This window comes from Herbaspirillum rhizosphaerae (assembly GCF_046025915.1).
Taxonomy (GTDB): domain Bacteria; phylum Pseudomonadota; class Gammaproteobacteria; order Burkholderiales; family Burkholderiaceae_D; genus Herbaspirillum; species Herbaspirillum rhizosphaerae_A.
Genome location: NZ_JAQQFR010000008.1, coordinates 93,387 through 116,346, shown reverse-complemented (window position 1 = coordinate 116,346; position 22,960 = coordinate 93,387). Strand labels below are relative to the sequence as shown.

Sequence of the window (22,960 nt, the reverse complement as noted above, 5' to 3'; positions counted from 1 at the left end):
TGACTACGCTCTACAACCAGCTTACCTGCTCGGCTCCAACACGATCCTTTGCGTCGTCGCCTTCTCCACTGCCTTGCGCGAATACAGCAGCGGGAAGTATTCGCCATTCAGCCATTTTTCGGCCAGATCGCGATAGTGCGGACTGTCCGGATCACCCGATTGTCCCGGAGAATTAACTGCCACTGACTTGTCCCAGTTGCCGACGTCGACCACGACGCGAAACGACGGGCCGTTGGTTTGGCGAAAATCGCTGGGACGATACGTCGACTGGTTCGGCGAGTAGGCGCCGCCATGTTTCGGCAACGGGCCGACGTTTAGCCTTGCGCGTGTCGCGTCGTCGACTACGCCTGCCAGCGGATGCTCCATCAGGTTGTGGTGCAGCTTGCCCCATTGCCATTTGCTGGCGTCGCCGCCTTGCAATTTGACCATTTCGGCATACGCGCTGCTGAGGCTGGTGAGCATGATCTCGTCACGCTTCTTCGTTGCATCAGCACCATTGGCGCCCAGTCGGGTCTGCGGCTGCTCCAGGGTGTCGAGCACGACGGCGACATCCGGCGCACCCATGGCGGCGGCTGCGTCCTTGCTCAATACTGCGTCCTTGAAGGCTTTGCCGAGATGGCGCGTGAGCCAGACCTCATACAGCGCGGCTTGCGGCGAGTCGACGCGCTCCACATAATCCCAGCCATTGAAAACATTCAGTGCCGCCTGTGTCTGCGCATCGGATGAAGATAGTGGCTTGAGCAATGTCACCAGACGGCGTGCAGGGATCGACAAGTCGTCGTTTTGCAAACGCATGGAGTCCTTCAACGACACTTTTTTCAGCGACGCCAGCACTTCGCTGATGCGTGTGAAGCGCGAGTTGTTGGTCCATTCAAAACCGAGCTTGCGTTCCTGATACGGATAGTCGTCCGGCAGGTTCATCTGGTTGGCGGACGCGAACCAGCCCTTCTTTGGATTGTAGGTCGACGGCAGTTGATCGCCGCTCCAGAATCCGTTCCACTCATAACGACCGTCACCCGGCACCGGCATCAGGCCGTCCCAGTTGGGACGCTTGGGCGCGAGGCCGCCGGGTACCCAGCCGATGTTACCTTTGACGTCGGCGTAGACCTGGTTTTCAGTCGGTGCGCCCCAGTTGAGCATGGCGCGTTTGAAGGCTTTGAAATTCTTCGCGCGCATGTAGTCGATGCTGCCGAAGTAAGGCGACATGCCCGGCTCCAGCCAGCCCGAGCGGACGGCGAAGGCGCGGTTCTTTTCTTTCTCGACAAAGATCACCGGGCCGTGGCGCGTGAAGGTCAGATCGGCAGTGACCGGCGCGCCGCCTTTGACCTCGATCTGCTCACGCAACACGGTGAAGGGCTCCCACTTGCCCTGGTATTTGTATTCGTTCGGGTTGTCGGGATTGAGCTCGTAGACGTAGAGATCTTCCTGATCGATATTGAAAATTGTGAGGCCGAAAGCGATGGTGCCGTTGTGACCGATGGAGATACCGGGCAAAGCCGGCTCACCCGCGCCGATGACATTCATCCCGGGGGCGCTCAGGTGTGTGATGTAACGCAGCGAAGGCGCGGAATAGGCGCGATGCGGATCGTTGGCCATAATGGCGCGACCGGTGGCGGATTTCGACGGCGCGACCACCCAGTTGTTGCTGCCTTCCATGGTTTCTTCAAGGTTTTCGGCGGCGGCGATCTGGATGCTGTCGCCATGATCATCCGCGCGGGCATTCAGACTATCTTTGGTGATCTTGACGTTTTGCGTGGCTAGCTGAAATACCTTGAGCAAGTCTTTCGGCAAGCAAGGATCGAGACCTTCGGGCATCGTCGCTTCCCATTTCGGTGTCAGGCCGAAGCGGATTTCATCGGACTTGAGATCGGCCTTGCAGGCGACGTTGGCACGCGCGACTTCGCTGGTCAGATTGCGGGTCAGGCCATGGCTGCGGATTCGCACCACGTCTTCCGGCTGCCATCTGGCGGGCAGATAGGCAAGTTGTTTGAATTCATAGGGCAGACGCTCCGCATGGGCGGTCACGAAATCGACGTAGGCATTGATACCGGCGACGAAGGCGGTCGCCACGCGCTGCGACTCTTTGCCGTAGGAATCCCATTCGCGCTGCATGTCGCCGCGGTAAAGGAAGAGGCGCGTGGCCTGGTCTTGGGCTACGTACGCGGGGCCGAACACTTCCGACAATTGGCCGAGACCGCGGCGGCGCCACAGGTCGATCTGGAACAGGCGATCACGCGCGGCGTTGAAGCCTTGCACGAAGAAGGCATCGGTCTGGCTGGCGGCGTAAATGTGCGGCACGCCCCATTTGTCGATGAGGATTTCGGCCTTCTTGTACAGGCCGGCAACGCGCAGAGTTTCTGTAGCAGCATCGTTGGCCGCGGCGTGCGCCAGCGACATGGCCGCACAACCGGTTAGCAGCAAGGCCAGCGAGAGTGGTTTCAGTTTTGACATCTCTTGTCTCCATCTTTGTTTTTTGTGGAGACAACACTTTACAAGGAATGTTGCTCCAGCGCCCATTCGACATGCTCACGCACCAGCTCGGCGGGGTGTGTCAGGCGTGCTTGCAAAGCCGCGACGATGGCCGGATCGCCTTTGTGTGTTGATGCGGCATTACCCAGTCCAACCGCCATGTTGCGCAGCCAGCGTTCGTGCCCGACGCGACGGATGGCGCTGCCTTCGGTGTTGCGGTTGAAATCGTCTTCGCTCCAGTTCAGCAGCTCGATCAGCGAGGCGCTACCGAGGCCATGACGCGCGTCAAAATCGGGCAAGGTCGAGGTTTGTGCGAACTTGTTCCATGGACAATACAGCTGGCAGTCGTCGCAGCCATAGACGCGGTTGCCGATCAAGCTGCGCAGCTCCACCGGGATGCTTCCCTTGAGTTCAATGGTGAGATAAGAGATGCAACGGCGTGCATCGAGTTCGTAAGGCGCGACGATGGCCTGCGTCGGACAAACGTCAATGCAGCTGCTGCACTGCCCGCAATGTGGCGTGACCGGTTCGTCGACCGGCAACGCCAGATCGGTGAACAGTTCTCCAAGGAAGAACATGGAGCCGGCTTCGCGGTTGAGCAGCAAGGTGTGCTTGCCGCGCCAGCCGAGGCCGGATTTTTCCGCCAGCGCGACTTCCATCACGGGTGCGGAATCGGTGAAGACGCGATAGCCGAAGCTGCCGATTTCGTTTTCGATACGACCGGCGAGCTGCTGCAATCGCGCCCGCAGCACCTTGTGATAATCGCGGCCGCGGGCGTACAGGGAGACAACGGCGGCGCTGCCGTCGGCGCCACGCGCCTCCTCACGTTCACGCCAGTCGGGAGAAGTCGCTCGCGGCAGATAAGGCATGCGCGCGGTGATCACGCGCACCGTTCCCGGCACCAATTCTGCAGGCCGGGTGCGCTTCATCCCGTGGCTTGCCATATAATCCATCTCGCCGTGGTATCCCTTGTCGAGCCACGCCTGAAAACCGGCTTCCCGATGCGACAGATCGACATCGGCAATGCGCAGGTCGGCGAACCCGAGTTCGCGCCCCCAGGCTTTGATGGTGTCGGCAAGTGCTACTAGGTCGGTCATCGCATCACAATCATTAATTACTTTGTTTCAAACAAATTTCTTTGCAGCTTTCGTCTATGTCGCCTGATTACATCCATCACACCCATTTGCAGGACGAAGCCGGCACCACCGCGCTGGGCGCCGCGCTGGCGCACGTGCTGGAACCGGGCATGGCGATCTATCTGCATGGCGACCTCGGCGCCGGCAAAACCGCCCTGACGCGCGCGCTGCTGCATGCCGCCGGCTACGAAGGCCGCGTCAAAAGTCCGACTTACACGCTGGCCGAGCCCTACCCGGTCAAGCTCGCAGACCGCATGGTAACCGTTATCCACTTCGACCTCTACCGCATGGCCAGTCCGGAAGAGTTCCTGGAGGCGGGTTTTCGTGAACATTTCAACGAAAACAGCATCTGCATCATCGAATGGCCGGAAAAAGGCGAACCAGTGTTGCCCGCCCCAGACATCCATATCTCTCTAACGGTTGCAGGACACGGACGTGATGTAGAATTACGAGCGTTGTCTGACAAGGGTCATCAATGCCTCGCTCGACTGAAATTTGCACCAAATCTCTGAAATCCAAGACTCGCCGCACTATCCTCAAGGCAGGCGGCACGCTCCTCGTCTCTGTATTGACTCCCATGCCTGCGCTGGCGTCGCAAATTCTGGCGGTGCGCGTATGGCCGTCCGATGACTATACCCGCGTCACGCTGGAGAACGACAGCAACCTCAAAGTCACCCATTTCGTCGTCAAGAATCCGGAACGCCTGGTAGTCGATATCGAAGGTATCGACCTGAATTCGACGCTGAAAGACCTGGTCGCCAAGATCCAGCCTAACGACCCCTACATCAAGCAAGTCCGCGTCGGCCAGAACCGCCCCAGCGTGGTGCGCCTGGTGTTCGACCTCAAGGACGAGATCAAGCCGCAGGTGTTCACACTGGAACCGGTCGGCGAGTACAAATACCGCTTCGTCATTGACCTGTATCCGGCCAATCCGCCCGATCCGATCGCCGCGCTGATCCAGAAGGGCAACTGGCCCAAGGACCAGCAAACCGAGGTCAAACCGCCGCTGGCGGAGGCCAAGCCGGACGTTAAACCGGCGCCGCAAGCGCAGGATGACGATCCGCCACAGGTCGCCAAGGCCAGGCCGCAGGACGACACCAAGCTGCAACTGACGCGCATGATCACCATCGCGCTCGACCCCGGCCACGGTGGCGAGGACCCCGGCGCGATCGGCAGCCGCGGCAACCGCGAAAAAGACGTGGTGCTGTCGATTGCCAAGCGTCTGAAAAAGAAAATCGAAGAACAGCCGAACATGCGCGTAATGCTCACCCGCGATGCCGACTTCTTCGTGCCGTTGGGCATGCGCGTGCAAAAGGCTCGCAAGGTGCAGGCCGATTTGTTCATCTCGATTCACGCCGATGCCTTCGTGCAGCCTACTGCGCGCGGCTCCTCGGTGTTCGCCTTGTCCGAAAAGGGCGCCAGCTCAACCGCAGCGCGCTGGCTCGCCAACAAGGAAAACTCCGCCGACATGATCGGCGGCGTCAATATCAAGACGCACGACAAGCAACTGGCAAGCGTTTTGCTGGATTTGTCGACCACGGCGCAGATCAACGACAGCCTGCGCATCGGTAACGCCGTGCTCCGAGAAATCGGCGGCATCAACAAGCTGCACAAGGGCGCGGTTGAGCAAGCAGGCTTCGCCGTGCTCAAGGCACCGGATATCCCGAGCATCCTGATCGAGACGGCATTCATCTCCAATCCGGAAGAAGAAGCCAAGCTCACCGACAACAGTTATCAGGATGACATGGCTGATGCCATCATGACCGGCATCAAGAAGTACTTCTCCAAGAATCCGCCGCTCGCCAAGAACAAGCTGACCTGATTTCGACAAGTTACGCTCTCCCCCAAACTCCCGGTGCTCACGCATCGGGAGTTTTGTTTTGAGCCTTCCCATACCACCTGAATATTTCCCCGACGTAATCGATTTGGAACGATTTAGCGTACTTATCGCAAACAGATCGGCATAAACACGTCATTTCCTCGCATGGCCTACCCGGGCCGCAATCGTATGATGGTTGTAGCATCTGAGTACCAACCCGATTACGCTTTAATGCCGTTATTTATTTGCTTCTTGCCCTTCCATGAACAATGATGGAGTGCAGCCTAGCGCTCGCAGCAACGTTCTTTGCTCAAATTTTCATCACGTCGTACGCCGCACTACCCTGCTGCACTGCCCGATTCTTTTCAAACAGCAACATTGTCATTGCATGTTTTACAGATGGGAGAAGCACGTGAAGATTGCCAATATTACGATCAGCAGCCGCCTCTGGCTGGGATTCGGTTTGCTCATGCTGCTGATGGTCGCCATGGCCGTGGTGGGCGTCAACCGGCTATCGCAGCTCAACCGCCAGATGAACGACGTCATCCATGACAAGTATCCCAAGACCGTCATCGCCGGCGACATCGTTGACCAGCTCAATCTGGTCGCTCGCTCGGTGCGCAACATTCTGCTGCTCAAAGACCCCAAGCAGATCAAGAGCGAAAGCGACCGTATCGTCGGCGCTGAAAAGGCCATTCAAACCCAACTCACCGAACTCGACAAGCGCCTGACGGACGACCAGAGCCGCACCTTGCTGGCCAATCTGCTGGTGACGCAAAAGAATTATCTGGAAAAACGCGACCAGGTACTCAAGCTCGTCGCGGAAGGCACCAAGGAAGGCGCCATTGATCTGCTCATCAGCGACGTGCGTCCGGTTCAGAGCGCCTACATGGGGGCTGTCGAAAAATTAATCAAACAGCAACATGAAATGATGCAGACTTCCGGCGAAGAAGTTGACCGCAACTATGAGCACGCCAGCCATATGCTGATTGGGCTGGCGGTCGTGGGATTGGCAATGTCCGGCTTCATCGCTTTCACGATTACGCGCAGCATCACCCGACCGCTCAACCGCGCCGTCGCGGTTGCCAAGACGGTTGCCGCAGGCGACCTGACATCAGAGATCGATACCAGTGGCAAGGATGAAACCGCGCAATTGCTGGGCGCGCTCAAGACCATGAATGACAATTTGCAAAGCATCGTGCGCCAGGTGCGACGCGGCACCGATACCATCGCCACCGCAACGACAGAGATCGCCAGAGGCAATCTGGACCTCTCCTCGCGCACCGAGCAGCAGGCCGGCTCGCTGGAAGAAACCGCCTCCGCCATGGAGCAGCTAACCTCCACGGTGCGTCAGAACGCCGACAACGCGCGCCAAGCCAATCAACTGGCTGTGTCTGCATCCGAAGTCGCGATGCAAGGCGGCAGCGTGGTCGGCAAGGTGGTCAACACCATGGAATCGATCAATGCGTCATCGAAGAAGATCGTCGACATCATCAGCGTGATTGATGGCATCGCCTTCCAGACCAATATCCTCGCGTTGAACGCAGCAGTCGAAGCCGCCCGTGCCGGAGAACAAGGGCGCGGTTTTGCAGTAGTCGCATCGGAAGTACGTAACCTGGCACAGCGCAGTGCCTCTGCCGCCAAGGAAATCAAAGCCCTGATCAACGACTCCGTCGAGAAAGTCGGCAACGGCAGCAAGCTGGTCGAGCAAGCCGGCAATACGATGGAAGAAGTCGTCACCAGTGTGCGGCGCGTCACCGATATCGTCAGCGAAATCACCTCGGCCGGGCAGGAGCAAAGCGACGGCATCGAACAGATTAACCACGCCATTACCCAGATGGACGAGACCACGCAGCAGAACGCCGCGCTGGTCGAACAGGCTGCCGCGGCGGCGCAATCGTTGCAGGATCAGGCCAGCCATCTGGCGCAGGTGGTCGGCGTCTTCAAGCTGGATGAACGCGAGCTAATTGGCGAACCAGCGGCAGCGACGACGTCTGTCCGCTCGCCACGTCCATCGCATCCCGCACGCGACATCACACCACGGCCATCAACGATCAGCACGACACCGGCAAGAAAGCTGGAAACCAGCAAAGTGAAAACTCCCGGTGGCAACGATGCGCACTGGGAGGAATTTTAGGGGAGTGAAGAACAGCGGGTCGGGGAAAAGCTGAAGATATCGGCAACAGTCTGGCGCAAACTTATTTACGCCGGCGGAACTGGCGGAAAACCTGCCACAAGCCACCCAGCACGATCGGCAGGATGGCGGCGGCGATGCCGATCAGCACCAGGGTGTTGAGGTTCTGGCGTACCCAGGGCAAGTTACCAAACAGATAACCGAACACGACCAGCCCGACTACCCAGAGCAAGGCGCCGATGATGTTGAAGAACTGGAATTTGACGAAGGTCATTTCCGACACGCCGGCAATGAAGGGCGCGAAGGTGCGGACGATAGGCGTGAAGCGCGCCAGGATAATGGTTTTGCCGCCGTGCTTTTCGTAAAAGGAATGAGTTTTTGCCAGCGCTTCGGGATTGAGCCAGCGGTAATTGTTGGTAAAAACTCTGTGCCCGATCGCTTTGCCGATCCAATAATTGAGGGTATTGCCGGTGATGGCCGCAACGACCAGCAGAAACATCAATAGCCAGATGTTCATCGCACCGGTAGCGCAAAAGGTACCGGCAATGAACAACAGGGAATCACCGGGCAAAAACGGCAGCACCACCAGGCCGGTTTCGCAAAAGATAATCAGGAACAGCACTACATAAATCATCGTGCCGTATTGCTCTATCAGGATGCCGAGGGACTTGTCGACGTGCAACAGCACATCCAGTAACTGCAAGTAATCCATACACTCATTTCATTGATCGCCGCCAACGCGGGAAAGCCCTATAACCTACTGTTGCCGACTGACTTTTACTGACTGCTGCTGGCTATTGCCGACTAGTTGATGTTTGTTACGTACGTTTGTTACGTGCGTTGTTTCGTACTCTGTGACGTACTTTGCTACGTTTTATGCTGCGCCGGAATCATACACTACTCATCCTTTCGCCTTGCCATCAACGCAAAAGCAAACGCCAACAAAAGAGAATGACGGGAAACGCGACGCGTTTCAAGTGAAAAAAATGCGATAAAACTTATTTGTCTCCGATGCTCAAGAACAAGAATGTTCTTTCCGATAACGTCTGATATGTCCACTGTTCACACCCCCGCAAAAGTGACAGGCGCATATATATAAAAAGGGAGATTCAAAATGCGCATCACAAATCTGAAAATTGGCGTCCGACTGGGCGCCGGCTTTGCCATTCTCGTGGCATTACTGATCATCACAGGCTTTGTGGGCGGTAACCAGCTATCTATCCTCAATCATCAGATGTCCACGGTCGTCAATCAGACGTACCCGAAAACCGTCTACGCCAGCGATATCATCAACCAGGAAAACCTGATCATCCGCGCCACCCGTAATCTGCTGCTGATGACGGATCCTGCGCAAATCAAACTGCAGAACGACCTGATCCCTGTCGCGATCAAGACGGTCGCTGCCGACATGGACACGCTGGACAAAGGCATCAAATCGGAAAAAGGCCGGGCACTCTTCCAGGAAATCCAACGTGCCCGCGCCGACTATGCAACTGCCAGCGATCAGGTTCTGAAAAGCATCGCTGCCGGCGACCGCGACAAAGCGTTGAGCCTGCTCTTTACCGGTGGCACCTTTGACCTTCAGCAAAGATACCTGAAGTCGCTCAACGAGCTCAACAAGTATCAGGATCAGTTGATGAAGGACGCCAGCCTCAACGTGGAGAAGGAGTACGGCAGTGCACGCAACCTGATCATCGCCCTCACCACCATTGCCATTCTGCTTGCCTGCGTGATTGCCTACGTCACGACGCGCAGTATCACGCAACCGCTGAACCACGCTGTCAGCCTGGCGGAAACTGTCGCCGCCGGCGACTTGACGTCGCGCATCGACAGCAGCGCCAAAGATGAAACAGGCAAGTTGCTGGCAGCACTCCAAACCATGAATGCCCGCTTGCAACAAATCGTCGGCGAGGTGCGCGTCAGCACCGACACCATTGCGACGGCATCCAGCGAAATTGCAACCGGCAACCTCGATCTGTCTTCACGCACCGAACAACAAGCCAGCTCACTGGAAGAAACCGCCTCGGCCATGGAAGAACTGACTTCCACCGTCAAACAAAATGCCGACAACGCACGCCAGGCCAATCAACTGGCCGCCTCAGCGTCTACGGTGGCGGTCGAAGGCGGCAGCGTCGTCGGCCAGGTGGTCAACACCATGGAATCGATCAATGAGTCGTCCAGAAAAATTGTCGACATCATCAGCGTCATCGACGGCATCGCTTTCCAGACCAATATCCTGGCGTTGAATGCCGCTGTGGAAGCGGCCCGCGCAGGCGAACAGGGACGCGGCTTTGCCGTTGTCGCTTCAGAAGTGCGCAGTCTGGCGCAGCGTTCTGCGGCAGCGGCCAAAGAGATCAAGACGCTCATTGATGATTCTGTGGACAAAGTCGGGCAAGGCAGCAAGCTGGTTGCCCAGGCCGGCGTCACCATGGATGAGGTGGTTGCCAGCGTCAGGCGCGTCACCGATGTCATGGCCGAAATCACCGCTGCCAGCCAGGAACAAAGCGACGGTATCGAACAAGTGAATCAAGCCATCACGCAGATGGATCAAACCACCCAGCAAAATGCCGCGCTGGTGGAACAAGCCGCTGCTGCGGCACAATCTCTGCAAGATCAGGCCGGTCGCCTGTCTCAGGTTGTCAGCGTGTTCAAGATTTCTTCCGCCGATCTGACCGGTGCCGCTTCAGCGCCATCGCCACGCAAAACCGCTACGCCAAGACCGATTGCACCGAAACCGGTTGCTACCGCATCCAGAACATCGGCCATTGCCTCAAGGAAATCAGAGCAGCCGGCAGTCGCCACCAAGACTATTGCAGCACCCAAGGCCGACGACGGGGATCAGTGGGAACAGTTCTGAAGCAAGAAAAAAATAGCCGTTAATTGTCGTAACGTCGTCGCATCAAGCAGACATAAGAATTAAAAGCGGCATATGATGATTATCGAGCAGGGGAATTGCGCGTACCGAAGCAGTCACGCAACGAAGATCAGGCAAGGGAACAGTCCATGATGATGGATGCCGAGCATATCAGCCAGGAACTCCAGCAATGCCGCGCCTCTCTGGAGGAGAAGGAAGCGCTGCTGGCTGCATTTTCCCGCTCGATGGCGATACTTGAACTCGCGCCTGACGGCACGATTCTGAGCGCCAACGACAATTTCCTGACGCTGATGGCGTACCGGCGCAGCGACATCGTCGGCCATCATCACCGTATGCTGTGCAATCCCGAATACGCCAAATCGCCTGAATACGCTGAATTCTGGCGTCGCCTGCATGCCGGTGAAGTCGTGGCAGGCACCTTGCAGCGCATGCGCAGCGACGGCTCCCGGTTGTGGCTGGAGGCAACCTGCAATCCCGTCTTCGACGCCGAGGGAAAGCTCCAGCACGTTGTTTCCATCGCCGCCGACATCACTGCGCATGTCGACGACTCACAAGAAAATCACAGCGTTCTACGCGCCCTCAACCGCTCGCTCGGCGTGATCGAGTTCTCCGCTGACGGCGTCATCGTGGGCGCCAACAGTAACTATCTCAAGACCATGGGCTATCTGCCCGAAGAGATCGTCGGCAAGCACCACGGCTTCTTATGCGATCCGGAATATGTTGCCAGTCAAGAATATGAAAACTTCTGGCGCGACGTCAATCAGGGACGCTTCTTCTCAGGACGTTTTAAGAGGATTGCGCGTGATGGCCGTCCGATCTGGTGGGAAGCGACCTATACGCCAGTGCTGGATGTCGACGGCTTGCCGATCAAGATCATCAGCATCGGCTCCGACGTGTCTTACCGCATGGTGCGCGAACAACGCGACCGCGAATACCAGCACCTGCTGTCGCTGGGCATCAACGAAACCGACAATGCCGTTTTCATCACCAACGACACCAATTACATCGTCTTTCACAATACTGGTTTCAGCCGCATGCTCGGCTTTGCCGCCGACGAAGTCATCGGCAAGCGGCCGCGCGAACTGTTCGAAGGACAGACCGCGATCCTGAAGCTGATCGACGACTGCTACGCCGTGATTGCACAAGGCAACAGCTTCCACGGCGAAGAGATGATGATCGACAAGCAAGGCCATCCGCTGTGGGTATCGACCGTGGTCAATCCGATTCTCGACGGCGACGGCAAACTGATCAATGCCGTCTGCATCCTGACCGATATCACCAACACCAAGATGCATGAGGTGCTGCAATATAAAGCGCTCAACGCCATGGTGCGCGAAGCCAGCCTGCAGGAAGTGCTGACCATGGTGTGCCTGGAACTGGAGCACATTGCGCCCGACGTTGTCGCGTCGGTGCTACGCGTCGACGAGCAAGGCTTGCTGCATCCGGTAGCCGGCCCGCGTTTGCCGGAAGCCTACAACCAGGCCATTGAAGGCATACCGATCGGCCCCTGTGTCGGCTCCTGCGGCACCGCCGCTTTCCGTGCCGAGCCGGTGGAAGTCGTCGACATCGCCAATGATCCGTTGTGGGCCGATTACAAACATCTGGTATTGCCGATGGGGCTGGAGTCATGCTGGTCGACGCCGATCAAGTCAGCTGATGGCCGCGTCATCGGTACGCTGGCTTTCTACTATCACGGCAAGCGCAAGGCTGATGCCTTCCATCATCGTCTGGTCGATGTCAGTCTGCACTTGTGCGCCTTGGCGCTGGAACGAGAAGAGACGCGTTCGCGCATACATCAACTGGCGTTCTACGATTCGCTGACCGGCCTGCCCAATCGCAGCCTGCTGATGGTCAAGGCCAACCAGGCTATCGCCAATGCGGCGCGCACGCGGATCCCGCTGGCAGTGTTGTTCATCGATCTGGATCGCTTCAAGCAGATCAACGATTCGCTCGGCCATCAGGCCGGCGACGAATTGCTGCGCACGGTTGCGGCACGATTGCAAATCGAGGCGCGCAAGTCGGATATCGTCGGCCGCCTGTCTGGCGACGAGTTCGTCATCGTGTTGTCGCAATGCGATCTACATCGCGTCACCGACGTCGTCAAACGCATTCAGGCCAACCTGTCACTGCCCTGCCATATTGCCGGTGTGGCGCTGACGCCGCTGGCCAGTATCGGCATTGCCCTGTTCCCGGACAATGGCGACACTATCGAGATCTTGCTGCATCGTGCCGACATGGCGATGTATCAGACCAAGGAAAAGAATCGCGGCCGCTTCAGCTTCTTCAGTGATGAAATGAACACGCAGGCGCAAGAGCGGCTGGCGCTGGAGGGCGCTTTGCGCGATGCCTTGCGCGGCGGTGATTTTGAGCTGCACTACCAGCCCCAGGTGAATGTCCGCACCGGCCTGCTGCATGGCGTGGAAGCGCTGGCACGCTGGCATCATGACCAGTTGGGGCAAGTCTCGCCGGCGCGCTTCATCCCGATTGCGGAAGAATGCGGACTCATCGGCGAGCTCGGCAAATGGGCGCTGGAAGAAGCCTGTTCACAGTTGAGCGATTGGCGCCGTCGCGGCATCAAGGTGCCATCGGTGTCGGTCAATCTGTCGTCGACCAACTTCCATGATCTGGACTTGCCGCAATTCATTGCCGGCTTGCTGCAACGCTATGAATTAGCGCCCGGCGACCTGACGCTGGAGATCACTGAGACGGTGATGATGGACACCAACCCCAGCACCACGCGTACCATCCACGAAATCCACGCGCAGGGCGTCAAGCTGGCGATGGATGATTTCGGCACCGGCTACTCCAGTCTCGGCTACCTGCGCAATCTGCCGGTATGCGAACTGAAACTGGACCAGAGTTTTGTGCGCGACATGGATCGCGACGAAACCGTGCTGGCGCTGACCAATGCCGTCATTCGCATCGGCGAGAGCCTCAACCTGATCGTCGTTGCTGAAGGCGTGGAGGACAAACGGCAATACCATCTGCTCAAACAACAGGGCTGCGACGTCGCTCAGGGCTATCTGTTTTCGCGCCCCATGCTGTCCGAAATTTTTGAGCATTGGCTAAAAAATTTCAAAATAGACAATTTTTTATAAAAAGTTTTATCAAAGAAACAATTTTACTTAGCATTGTTGCATCACTTTTAAAGGTCTTACCAAAAAAAGTGGTTCATAAACAACTAGTTACGTGAATTATTCCGCTCAATGAAACCAGTTTGAGGGCGAATTTAGCTATACTTTCTCCCCTTCAAACCGAAGCTTCACATCATTGCCGCGCACGCGCAAACGTTTGCAAGTTCTTTGCAGCAACAGAGTAAACACGTTTGCTCGCGGTACCCGGCGCCCTCGCGCCCAACAAAAAGAAAACCACACTATGCAAACCTCTGCCTTCCATTACCGGAGCTGGGCCGTCGGCACCAAGCTCACTTCTCTCACCCTCGCACTGGTGGGAGCTCTGTTCATCGCGGCGATGCTGTTGATCAGCTACGCCACGTCGACGATGCTGGAGCATCGATCGATGAACCAGATCGCCGGCGAGACGCGTGGCGTCGTCAACATGGTCGAGATGTTCGACCGCTCGGTGAACAGCCAGGTGGAACGTTTCTCCAACATGTTCGCCAACTCCTTCCCGGAAAAATTTTCGCTCGACAGCAGCCGCACCATCCAGATCGGCGACAAGGCGACGCCGGTACTGCGCAACGGCAATACCGACCTCAACCTGGATTTCGCCATCCCTGACCGCTTCACCGCGCAGACTGGCGTGACCGCAACCATCTTCGCCAAGACCGGCGACGATTTCGTGCGTGTCTCCACATCGGTGAAAAAGGAAAACGGCGACCGCGCCGTCGGCACGCTGCTCGACAGAACGCATCCCGGCTACGCGGCACTGCTGGCCGACAAATCCTATAGCGGCATTGCGACGCTGTTCGGCAAGCAATACATCACCAAGTACACTCCGATCAAGGACGCAGCGGGCCAACTGATCGGCGTGCTGTATGTGGGTGTTGATATTTCAGGCGACATTGCGGCGCTGACCGCCAAGATTAAAGCGCTCAAGATCGGCGAGACCGGTTACTTTTATGTGATCAACGCCAAGCCGGGAAATGACTACGGCAAGCTGATCGCCGGACCGAAAGATGAGGGTAAAAATCTGCTGGGCCTGAAGGACGTCAACGGCAAGGAATTCATCAAGGACATGCTGACGCAGAAAGAAGGCGTCATGCGCTACATGTGGGACAACCCCGATACCGCCGGCCACGCAGGCGAAGACAAGATCGTTGCGTTCAGCCAGTTCGCAAGCTGGAACTGGGTCATCGCCGGTGAAACCTACACTGCTGAAGTAACGCGCGAAATCGCCGCCATGCGCGACCGCTTCATGCTGTTCGGCGCGATCTTCCTGCTGCTGGTCGGCGCCGTGCTGGTGATCGTCATCAAACAGGTTGTCACCCGCCCGCTGGCGCGTGCCCGCGAAGCCGCCGACAAGCTGGCCGGTGGCGACCTTACCGCACGCCTGCAGGTCAATCAGCAGGATGAAATCGGCCAGCTCATGCTTGCCGTCAACGGCATCAGCGATGGTCTGGCACACGTGGTGGCGGATGTCCGCCAGGGCACAGAACAAATCACTACTGCATCGACTGAAATCGCCAGCGGTAATCTCGACCTGTCGTCGCGGACCGAACAGCAGGCCGGTTCGCTGGAAGAAACCGCTTCCGCAATGGAAGAACTGACCTCGACCGTCAAGCAAAACGCCGACAACGCCCAGCAAGCCAATCAACTTGCTCAGTCTGCGTCTGAAGTCGCCTCGCAAGGCGGCGCAGTAGTCGGCAAAGTGATCGACACAATGGGCTCAATCAACGATTCGTCGAAGAAGATTGTCGACATCATCAGCGTCATCGACGGCATCGCCTTCCAAACTAATATTCTGGCACTGAACGCGGCAGTGGAAGCCGCACGTGCCGGCGAGCAGGGTCGGGGCTTTGCGGTGGTTGCATCCGAAGTGCGCAGCCTGGCGCAACGCTCCGCCGCTGCCGCCAAGGAAATCAAGATCCTCATCGATGATTCCGTCGACAAGGTTGAAGCCGGCAGCAAGCTGGTCGAACAAGCGGGCGCCACCATGACCGAAGTCGTCGCCAGCGTGCGCCGCGTAACCGACATCGTCGGCGAGATCAGCTCGGCCAGCCAGGAACAGCGCGACGGCATCGAGCAAGTCAATCACGCCATCACGCAGATGGAACAAACCACGCAGCAAAATGCCGCCCTGGTGGAAGAAGCCGCCGCTGCTGCGCAATCGCTGCAAGACCAGGCGCATAAACTGACGGCATCGGTCAGCACCTTCAAGCTGGACGAGACGCATGCGATGTCGTTCACGGCTGCGCCTGCACCTGCACCTACTCCAATGCGCACGGTCAGCGTCAAGCCGGTCACTGCGATCAAACCTGCCACAGCGGCAACCAAACTTCCGGCAACAAAGAAGGCCTTGCCATCCCCCGACAAGGACAGCGACTGGGAACAGTTCTAAGTTCGTCATACCTGGTCGTACCGCCGGCCGGACAGGAAATCCCTGACCCGGCTGGCGGTATAATCGCAAGATGAACGCACCAGATCGCCCTACCCGCCCTATTCGCCCCATCCAGGCCCTGCCCGACCAGTTGATCTCGCAGATCGCTGCGGGCGAGGTTATTGAACGTCCCTCCGCTGTCGTCAAGGAATTGCTCGAAAACGCCCTCGATGCCGGTGCCACGCAAATCACCGTGCGGCTGGAACAAGGCGGCGTCAAACGTATCGCCATCACTGACAACGGTCGCGGCATTCCGCCTGAGCAGATGCCGCTGGCACTGGCACGTCACGCGACGTCCAAAATCGCCTCCCTGACTGATCTGGAAAACGTCGGCACCCTCGGTTTCCGTGGCGAGGCATTGGCATCGATCGCATCGGTTGCGCAACTGACATTGACCACCCGTACTGCCGATGCGGCCCATGCTTGGGAAATCACCGGCTCGCAGGAAGGCAATGTCGTACCGGCTTCCGGTTCGCCCGGCACCACCATCGACGTACAGGATTTGTATTTCAATACGCCTGCGCGCCGCAAGTTTCTGAAATCGGAACAAACCGAATACGGCCACTGCGCTGAGGTCGTACGCCGCATTGCGTTGGCGCGCCCCGACGTCACTTTCTCGCTGACGCATAACGGCAAGACCGTCGACCACTGGAACATCGGCGAGTTTGCCAAACGCAGCGCACACATTCTCGGCGATGAATTCGCCAATGCGCGTCTGCCGGTTGATGAAAGCGCCGGCCCGTTGCGCATCCACGGCTTCATCGGCTTACCGACCGCCTCCAAGGCACGCGCCGACGGCCAGTACTTTTACGTCAACGGCCGCTTTGTGCGCGACAAACTGCTGGTGCATGCCGTACGTGCCGCCTATCAGGACGTGCTGCACGGCGACCGCTATCCGTCGTACGCACTGGCGCTGGATCTGGATCCGGCACTGGTCGACGTCAACGTGCATCCGTCCAAGATTGAAGTGCGCTTCCGCGATAGCCGCAGCGTGCATCAATTCGTCTTTCACGCCGTCAGCCGCGCACTGGCGGCGACCTCCGCAACCTCATTCGGCAATGCGCCCGCACCACAAGCGGCCGGCAACGGGCCGTTGCCGTGGATGCGCGATCAAACCCAACAACCCTATCAGCAGCCTCAGCATCAGGCGGAATTCGGCGCACAACTGCGCCCGAATTTTTCAGCCGGTGGTTTTGGCGTTGCGCAGAATACCGCCGATTACGGCGCGATGTTCCGTCCCGGCGTGCAGACCAATCTGGACATGGCATCTGCAACGGGCAGCGAAACAAATACCGGCGCATTCACCATGCCCATCGCCGCCAATACGCAAAGCCTGCCGGCGGACGACTTCCCGCTCGGCTTCGCGCTGGCGCAATTGCACGGCATCTACGTGCTCGCACAAAACAGCAAGGGCCTGGTCGTGGTCGACATGCATGCTGCGCACGAACGTATCCTGTACGAACAGTTGAAGAACGCGCTCGATGACAACAGCATGTTCGTGCAACCGCTGCTGATCCCGGTGACCTTCTACGCCGACGCGGTTGAAGTCGGCACCGTGGAAGAACATCAGGAGACCCTGAGCGCGCTCGGCTTTGATATCGCCGCGATGTCGCCGACCACGCTGGCGGTACGCGCCGTACCTGCGCTGCTCAAGAACGCCGACGCCCAGACACTGGCGCGTGACGTGCTGCGCGACGTACGTGAATTCGGCGGCTCACGCGTGCTACTGGAGCGCCGCAACGAACTGCTCGGCACGTTGGCCTGCCACACCGCCGTACGTGCCAACCGCAGCCTTACCGTACCGGAAATGAACGCACTGCTGCGCCAGATGGAAGCCACCGAACGCGCAGACCAGTGCAACCACGGCCGACCGACCTGGAGCCAGCTGGCCTTGTCCGATCTGGACAAACTCTTTCTGCGCGGTCAATAAAATGACTGAAGCACCGGCCGTAAAAGCCGTACCATTGGCAGTCGCCATCATGGGCCCGACCGCCTCCGGCAAGACCGCAGCGGCGCTGGAAATCGCCAAACATATTCCTTGTGAAATCATTTCGGTGGACTCCGCGCTGGTGTATCGCGAGATGGACATCGGCACGGCCAAACCGAACGCCGAAGAACTGGCCAGCGTGCCGCATCATCTGATCGACATCCTGGACCCGACCGAATCGTATTCGGCGATGCAGTTTCGCAATGATGCCCTGCGTCTGGCGCAAGACATCCGCGCGCGCGGCAAGCTGCCGCTGCTGGTGGGTGGCACCATGCTGTATTTCAAGGCCCTGCGCGACGGTCTCGACGATTTGCCGGAAGCCGATCCCGCAGTGCGTGAACGCCTCGACGAAGAAGCCGCGCGCGACGGCGTGCCCGCGCAGCATGCACGCCTGGCCACGCTCGACCCGGAAACCGCTGCCCGTCTCAAACCCAACGACAGCCAACGCATCCAGCGCGCGCTCGAAATCATCGAACTGACCGGCAAGCCGATGTCGGCGCTGCTGGCGCAAAAAGAAGCCGAGCCTCTGCCCTTCACACTGCTGCCGCTGGCGCTGGAACCATCCGAGCGCGCCGTCTTGCATGAGCGCATCGCACGCCGCTTTGACCTGATGCTGGAAAATGACGGCTTGCTGGACGAAGTCCGCCATCTGCGCGCACGCGGAGACCTGCACCTCGGACTGCCATCGATGCGCTGCGTCGGCTACCGCCAGGCCTGGGAATACCTCGACGGCCAGTACGACTACGCCGAAATGCGCGAACGCGGCATCATTGCCACCAGGCAACTAGCAAAACGCCAGATCACTTGGCTGCGCTCCACGCCGGGCCGTGTGATCATCGATTGCAATGCGGCCAACGCAACGCAAATCGTGATGGATCACGTGCGGAAGGCGCTGGAGAGCTGAGGCTTGGCTTTGATGGAAAACGAATTAACTAGGCCTTCTTTAGTGACTCAAATTCTCTTGACAGATGAGTGATCGGCCAGCATAATTGCGGGCTTGCTTTTGGTGATATAGCTCAGTTGGTTAGAGCACAGCACTCATAATGCTGGGGTCGGTGGTTCAAATCCACCTATCACCACCAAAGACACTGTAAGCCGTTGATCCGAAAGGGTCAGCGGCTTTTTTGTTTTTATCGATGGATTCTCGCCCGTCTTTGATCTCGCGCATGGAACCGCACCCGGTTTATAGGGCACGCTACACAACGGGCTCACTGAATGTCATCAGGTTTGTTAGCGGAGGAGCAATGGCTGGAGTCAGCATCAAGAAAATCATGAGCACAAAGCTCGTGACCGTTACCCTGGATGACAAGCTGGAAACGGTCAAAGAGATTTTTGACAATTTGAAATTCCACCACCTGCTGGTGGTGGAAGAGCGCAAACTCTTGGGCGTGGTTTCAGATCGCGATCTGCTCAAGGCCCTGAGCCCGAACATCGGCTCGGCACGAGAAACCTATCAAGACATCGCCAGCCTGAACAAGCGCGTACATCAGATCGCGACGCGGCACCCGATCGTGTTGCAGGAAACTGCAACGGTCGATGACGCAATTCACTTGTTCAACACACACAGCGTTTCCTGTCTGCCGGTCGTCGATCTGAACGCCAGGCCTGTCGGGATTGTGAGCTGGCGCGATATCCTGAAAAACCTGCGCATTAACCCGACCAATACTTAGAACGTCTCTACGAAACGGTTAAACGAGCGCAGCTGCGCTCGGCACCACCGTCGCAAACCGATCGGCCAATGCCGCCAACGACGCGCGCTGCACCTCTGCTGCGGAGACGACACCGCCACCCAATGCATCCGGCAAATCGCGCGTGGCGCATGCTGCTGCCACGACCGTCGACACATAGCCATGATCCAGCGCTGAACGCGTGGTGGCGCTGATGCACATGTGCGTGGCGAAGCCGGCGATGATTAACTCCTTTTTCCCGGCCTTCTTCAGCTCAGCATCGAGCGTGGTATTGGCGAAGGAATTCGGCAGCGCCTTGACGACCGTCACCTCCCCCTCTTGTGGCTCCAAGCCATCTATGATGTTGACGTATTCACGTTGCGGATCAAACAGTGCCGCGCCGGACTTGGCGTGATGGACCACGTGAAAAACCGGAGCGCCGGCAGCGCGCGCCTGTTTGAGCAATTGCGCGATCTCGCCGATGGCAGCGTCAATGCCGGCCAGTGGCACGCCGCCTTTCGTGTATTCAGCCTGATGGTCGATGAGGATCAGCGCCGCGTCCTTCCATTGCGGGCTGCGCGGTGCAGCGCCGGCGATTTGCAGCAGTGTTTTGGGTGTGGACATGGTGAACTCCTTTAGAAAGTTGAGTAAATACGTCAATAAGCGTCAATAAGCGTCAATAAGCGTCAATAAGCACGACTAACGGAAGCCATCGTAGATGGTTAAAATACGTACATCAATTCGCAAAAATAAGCAGCCACCCGTGAATAAATTAACAGCACTTCCAAATCATCCTGTACAGAGCTTGTCTGCGGACTGGGAAGGCTTGCGCACCTTTGCCGCCTTTGTAGAAGCAGGCAGCTTCTCGGGAGCCGCACGATCGCTGGACGTCACGCATGCCACCGTAAGCAGACGCCTGCAGATGCTGGAGCTTGCCTTGCAAGGCCCCCTCTTCACACGGCGCGGCGACGACACAGAACTGACGCGCCTGGGCGAGACGGTGCTGGGCGCCGCGCGTGAGATGCAGGCGCAGACGGCACAACTGGCGCGCAGACTGGCTGGCGAAGATATCCGCATGGAAGGCAAGGTGCGCATCGCAAGTACGGATGCACTGGCGACGATGTTTCTGGCGCCACGCCTGCCTTCCCTGCTGGATCAATGGCCGAATCTGGACATCGAGTTCAGCATGAGCCATCAGACCGTCAGCCTGGCACGACGCGACGCCGATCTGGCAATCCGTTTTGCCAGGCCGCAGGACGGTGATCTGATTGCCAGAAGCCTGGGCAAGATCAGCTACTTTCTGTGCGGCAGCAAGGCGCGCGTGGATGACTGGCGCCATCACCCCGCATCTGCAGCTTTCATCGGCTATGACGATGGCGTGCCGGAAATTCCGGAGACGCTGTGGCTGGCTGACCATGCCGGCAACAACCCGGTGCGCTTTCGCAGCACCAGCCTGGTGGCACAATGCGTGGCGGCACGTGCAGGCGTGGGACTGGCATTGTTACCCCAGTATTTGCTGGCACCCGATCTGGAACTGGCGGAAGCCGCGCCGCAGCTGCATCGGGAAATCTGGGTGGTCTATCACCGCGATTTGAAATCCCTGCCGCGTCTGCGCGCCGTACTGGACTGGTTGAACAGTTGTTTTTCAGCGCAGGCCTGATTTATTGCCGAAATACCATTTTTCGACCTGTTGCAGAACCTCGCCACAGACTGCCCGCTGCCCGGCTGCACGAGGCATCCGGTGCTATAATCGCGAACCTTGGAAGTGCATGGGACTACGATCCGCACTCGCCTTACCCGCGCCGCAAGACAGCTATCTCGCTGGTTTTGCAATTGAACTTGCGACTGAATTTGCAACTGAATGCAATCCGCGCCGGGCGGCAACAATATGCGATTCGCCTCTGCTTCCCCTTGCCGGCACCGACTCTGACTCCCTGCCGCGCCCTCATGCTTGATTGACAACTATGCAGAAAAAAGTATTCATCAAAACCTTCGGCTGCCAGATGAACGAGTACGACTCGGACAAGATGGCCGATGTGCTCAACGCCTCCGATGGCCTGATCAAGACCGACAAGCCGGAAGATGCGGACATCATCTTGCTCAATACCTGTTCGGTGCGTGAAAAGGCACAGGAAAAAGTGTTCTCCGACCTCGGCCGCCTGCGCGAGCTGAAGAAAAATAATCCCGACCTGCTGATCGGCGTCGGCGGCTGCGTGGCCTCGCAAGAAGGCGAAGCCATCGTCAAGCGCGCGCCCTACGTCGACATGGTATTCGGCCCGCAAACCCTGCACCGCCTGCCGCAACTGATCAGCGAGCGCCGTTTTACCGGCCGTCCACAGGTCGACATCAGCTTCCCGGAAATCGAAAAGTTCGACCACATGCCGCCGGCCCGCGTCGAAGGCGCAACGGCCTACGTATCGATCATGGAAGGTTGCAGCAAGTATTGCAGCTATTGCGTGGTGCCTTACACGCGCGGCGAAGAAGTCTCGCGCCGCTTTGAAGACGTGCTGACCGAAGTGGCCGGACTGGCCGAGCAAGGCGTCAAGGAAGTCACTTTGCTAGGCCAGAACGTCAACGCCTTCCGCGGCGCAATGGCCGATGGCGAAATCGCCGACTTTGCGTTGCTGATCGAATATATCGCCGACATCCCCGGCATCGAGCGCATTCGCTTCGTCACCAGCCATCCGAAGGAATTCACACAGCGCCTGATCGACACCTACGCCAAGGTGCCGAAGCTGGTGGATCACCTGTACCTGCCGGCGCAACACGGCTCCGACCGTATCCTGGCGGCGATGAAGCGTGGTTACACAGCGCTGGAATACAAATCGGTACTGCGCCGCCTGCGTGAAGTGCGTCCGAACATCGCCATCTCCAGCGACTTCATCGTCGGCTTCCCGGGCGAGACCGATGAAGATTTCAACGCACTGATGAAGCTGATCACCGACATCGGCTACGACTCCAGCTTCAGCTTCGTGTTCAGCCCGCGTCCCGGCACACCGGCCGCCAACCTGGCCGACGACACGCCGTATGAAGTCAAACTGAAACGCCTGCAGCATTTGCAGGCGGTCGTTCAGGAAAACGCCAACAAGATCAGCCAGAGCATGGTCGGTTCAGTGCAGCGTATCCTGGTGGAAGGCCCGTCGAAGAAGGATCCGAACGAGCTGCAAGGTCGTACCGAAAACAACCGCGTGGTCAATTTTGACGGCGGCCCGAACGGTACGCGTCTGATCGGCCAGATGATCGATGTCTCGATTCTGCAAACATCCTCTTTCTCGCTGCGTGGCGAAATCGTGGTCAAGCAATAATCCCTGAAT

The 22,960-nt window shown here is 58.1% G+C and carries 15 protein-coding genes and 1 tRNA gene; 12 read left to right on the top strand and 4 right to left on the bottom strand.

Translation table 11 applies throughout. From position 1 onward, the window contains the following. Positions 1-21 precede the first annotated feature (21 nt). A complete protein-coding gene (locus PQR63_RS13635; protein WP_408168434.1) occupies positions 22-2,451 on the bottom strand; it encodes a penicillin acylase family protein in 2,430 nt (809 codons plus the stop codon). A gap of 38 nt (positions 2,452-2,489) precedes the next feature. Then, positions 2,490-3,566, bottom strand: a complete 1,077-nt coding sequence (gene queG, locus PQR63_RS13630) for a tRNA epoxyqueuosine(34) reductase QueG (RefSeq protein ID WP_408168433.1) — start codon at positions 3,564-3,566, stop codon at positions 2,490-2,492. A gap of 56 nt (positions 3,567-3,622) precedes the next feature. On the opposite strand from queG, the gene tsaE reads away from it, so the two are divergent. The 3 genes from tsaE to PQR63_RS13615 all read left to right on the top strand — a co-directional run bounded on the left by tsaE (position 3,623) and on the right by PQR63_RS13615 (position 7,561). Further along, a complete protein-coding gene (gene tsaE, locus PQR63_RS13625; protein ID WP_408168432.1) occupies positions 3,623-4,117 on the top strand; it encodes a tRNA (adenosine(37)-N6)-threonylcarbamoyltransferase complex ATPase subunit type 1 TsaE in 495 nt (164 codons plus the stop codon). Next, positions 4,081-5,427, top strand: a complete 1,347-nt coding sequence (locus PQR63_RS13620; RefSeq protein WP_408168431.1) for an N-acetylmuramoyl-L-alanine amidase — start codon at positions 4,081-4,083, stop codon at positions 5,425-5,427. Before tsaE ends, PQR63_RS13620 begins: the two co-directional genes overlap by 37 nt. Before the next feature lie 385 nt (positions 5,428-5,812). Further along, complete coding sequence (locus PQR63_RS13615; RefSeq protein WP_408168429.1) at positions 5,813-7,561, top strand: methyl-accepting chemotaxis protein; 1,749 nt, start codon at positions 5,813-5,815, stop codon at positions 7,559-7,561. Between the two features lie 61 nt (positions 7,562-7,622). On the opposite strand, the gene PQR63_RS13610 is transcribed toward PQR63_RS13615, so the two are convergent. Continuing rightward, the gene (locus PQR63_RS13610) at positions 7,623-8,270 is read right to left on the bottom strand and encodes a VTT domain-containing protein (RefSeq protein ID WP_408168428.1); all 648 of its coding nucleotides are present in this window, start codon (positions 8,268-8,270) and stop codon (positions 7,623-7,625) included. A gap of 402 nt (positions 8,271-8,672) precedes the next feature. Here PQR63_RS13610 and PQR63_RS13605 point away from each other — a divergent pair, with 402 nt between their 5' ends. The 7 genes from PQR63_RS13605 to PQR63_RS13575 all read left to right on the top strand — a co-directional run bounded on the left by PQR63_RS13605 (position 8,673) and on the right by PQR63_RS13575 (position 19,649). After that, positions 8,673-10,415 (top strand): methyl-accepting chemotaxis protein, encoded by a 1,743-nt coding sequence (locus PQR63_RS13605; RefSeq protein ID WP_408168427.1) that lies wholly within the window; start codon positions 8,673-8,675, stop codon positions 10,413-10,415. A gap of 146 nt (positions 10,416-10,561) precedes the next feature. Then, positions 10,562-13,531, top strand: a complete 2,970-nt coding sequence (locus PQR63_RS13600; RefSeq protein ID WP_408168426.1) for a sensor domain-containing protein — start codon at positions 10,562-10,564, stop codon at positions 13,529-13,531. Between the two features lie 277 nt (positions 13,532-13,808). Beyond that, a complete protein-coding gene (locus PQR63_RS13595; RefSeq protein ID WP_408168425.1) occupies positions 13,809-15,953 on the top strand; it encodes a methyl-accepting chemotaxis protein in 2,145 nt (714 codons plus the stop codon). A gap of 70 nt (positions 15,954-16,023) precedes the next feature. Then, a complete protein-coding gene (gene mutL / locus PQR63_RS13590; protein WP_408168424.1) occupies positions 16,024-17,922 on the top strand; it encodes a DNA mismatch repair endonuclease MutL in 1,899 nt (632 codons plus the stop codon). 1 nt (position 17,923) lies between these two features. Continuing rightward, on the top strand, positions 17,924-18,883 hold the full coding sequence (gene miaA, locus PQR63_RS13585) for a tRNA (adenosine(37)-N6)-dimethylallyltransferase MiaA (protein WP_408168423.1): 960 nt from the start codon (positions 17,924-17,926) through the stop codon (positions 18,881-18,883). A gap of 101 nt (positions 18,884-18,984) precedes the next feature. Next, positions 18,985-19,061: transfer RNA gene (locus tag PQR63_RS13580), tRNA-Met, on the top strand. Positions 19,062-19,250: 189 nt separating this feature from the next. Beyond that, positions 19,251-19,649: a CBS domain-containing protein gene (locus PQR63_RS13575; protein ID WP_408168422.1), complete on the top strand. Its 399-nt coding sequence runs from the start codon at positions 19,251-19,253 to the stop codon at positions 19,647-19,649. Positions 19,650-19,667: 18 nt separating this feature from the next. Here the strand turns inward: PQR63_RS13575 and PQR63_RS13570 are convergent, their stop codons facing one another. Next, positions 19,668-20,270: a cysteine hydrolase family protein gene (locus PQR63_RS13570; RefSeq protein WP_408168420.1), complete on the bottom strand. Its 603-nt coding sequence runs from the start codon at positions 20,268-20,270 to the stop codon at positions 19,668-19,670. 94 nt (positions 20,271-20,364) lie between these two features. Between PQR63_RS13570 and PQR63_RS13565 the strand changes: the two genes are divergently transcribed. Next, positions 20,365-21,306, top strand: a complete 942-nt coding sequence (locus PQR63_RS13565; protein ID WP_408168419.1) for a LysR family transcriptional regulator — start codon at positions 20,365-20,367, stop codon at positions 21,304-21,306. Between the two features lie 304 nt (positions 21,307-21,610). Further along, positions 21,611-22,951 (top strand): tRNA (N6-isopentenyl adenosine(37)-C2)-methylthiotransferase MiaB, encoded by a 1,341-nt coding sequence (gene miaB / locus PQR63_RS13560; protein WP_408168417.1) that lies wholly within the window; start codon positions 21,611-21,613, stop codon positions 22,949-22,951. Positions 22,952-22,960 lie beyond the last annotated feature (9 nt).

What these genes read in the sequence shown, in the direction of transcription:
- miaA (WP_408168423.1), top strand. Translation starts at nt 17,924, where the DNA reads ATGACTGAAGCACCGGCCGTAAAAGCCGTACCATTGGCAGTCGCCATC.
- PQR63_RS13610 (WP_408168428.1), bottom strand. Translation starts at nt 8,270, where the DNA reads ATGGATTACTTGCAGTTACTGGATGTGCTGTTGCACGTCGACAAGTCC.
- PQR63_RS13605 (WP_408168427.1), top strand. Translation starts at nt 8,673, where the DNA reads ATGCGCATCACAAATCTGAAAATTGGCGTCCGACTGGGCGCCGGCTTT.
- tsaE (WP_408168432.1), top strand. Translation starts at nt 3,623, where the DNA reads ATGTCGCCTGATTACATCCATCACACCCATTTGCAGGACGAAGCCGGC.
- PQR63_RS13615 (WP_408168429.1), top strand. Translation starts at nt 5,813, where the DNA reads ATGTTTTACAGATGGGAGAAGCACGTGAAGATTGCCAATATTACGATC.
- miaB (WP_408168417.1), top strand. Translation starts at nt 21,611, where the DNA reads ATGCAGAAAAAAGTATTCATCAAAACCTTCGGCTGCCAGATGAACGAG.
- PQR63_RS13635 (WP_408168434.1), bottom strand. Translation starts at nt 2,451, where the DNA reads ATGTCAAAACTGAAACCACTCTCGCTGGCCTTGCTGCTAACCGGTTGT.
- PQR63_RS13595 (WP_408168425.1), top strand. Translation starts at nt 13,809, where the DNA reads ATGCAAACCTCTGCCTTCCATTACCGGAGCTGGGCCGTCGGCACCAAG.
- PQR63_RS13565 (WP_408168419.1), top strand. Translation starts at nt 20,365, where the DNA reads ATGGTTAAAATACGTACATCAATTCGCAAAAATAAGCAGCCACCCGTG.
- PQR63_RS13620 (WP_408168431.1), top strand. Translation starts at nt 4,081, where the DNA reads ATGCCTCGCTCGACTGAAATTTGCACCAAATCTCTGAAATCCAAGACT.
- PQR63_RS13600 (WP_408168426.1), top strand. Translation starts at nt 10,562, where the DNA reads ATGATGATGGATGCCGAGCATATCAGCCAGGAACTCCAGCAATGCCGC.
- mutL (WP_408168424.1), top strand. Translation starts at nt 16,024, where the DNA reads ATGAACGCACCAGATCGCCCTACCCGCCCTATTCGCCCCATCCAGGCC.
- queG (WP_408168433.1), bottom strand. Translation starts at nt 3,566, where the DNA reads ATGACCGACCTAGTAGCACTTGCCGACACCATCAAAGCCTGGGGGCGC.
- PQR63_RS13575 (WP_408168422.1), top strand. Translation starts at nt 19,251, where the DNA reads ATGAGCACAAAGCTCGTGACCGTTACCCTGGATGACAAGCTGGAAACG.
- PQR63_RS13570 (WP_408168420.1), bottom strand. Translation starts at nt 20,270, where the DNA reads ATGTCCACACCCAAAACACTGCTGCAAATCGCCGGCGCTGCACCGCGC.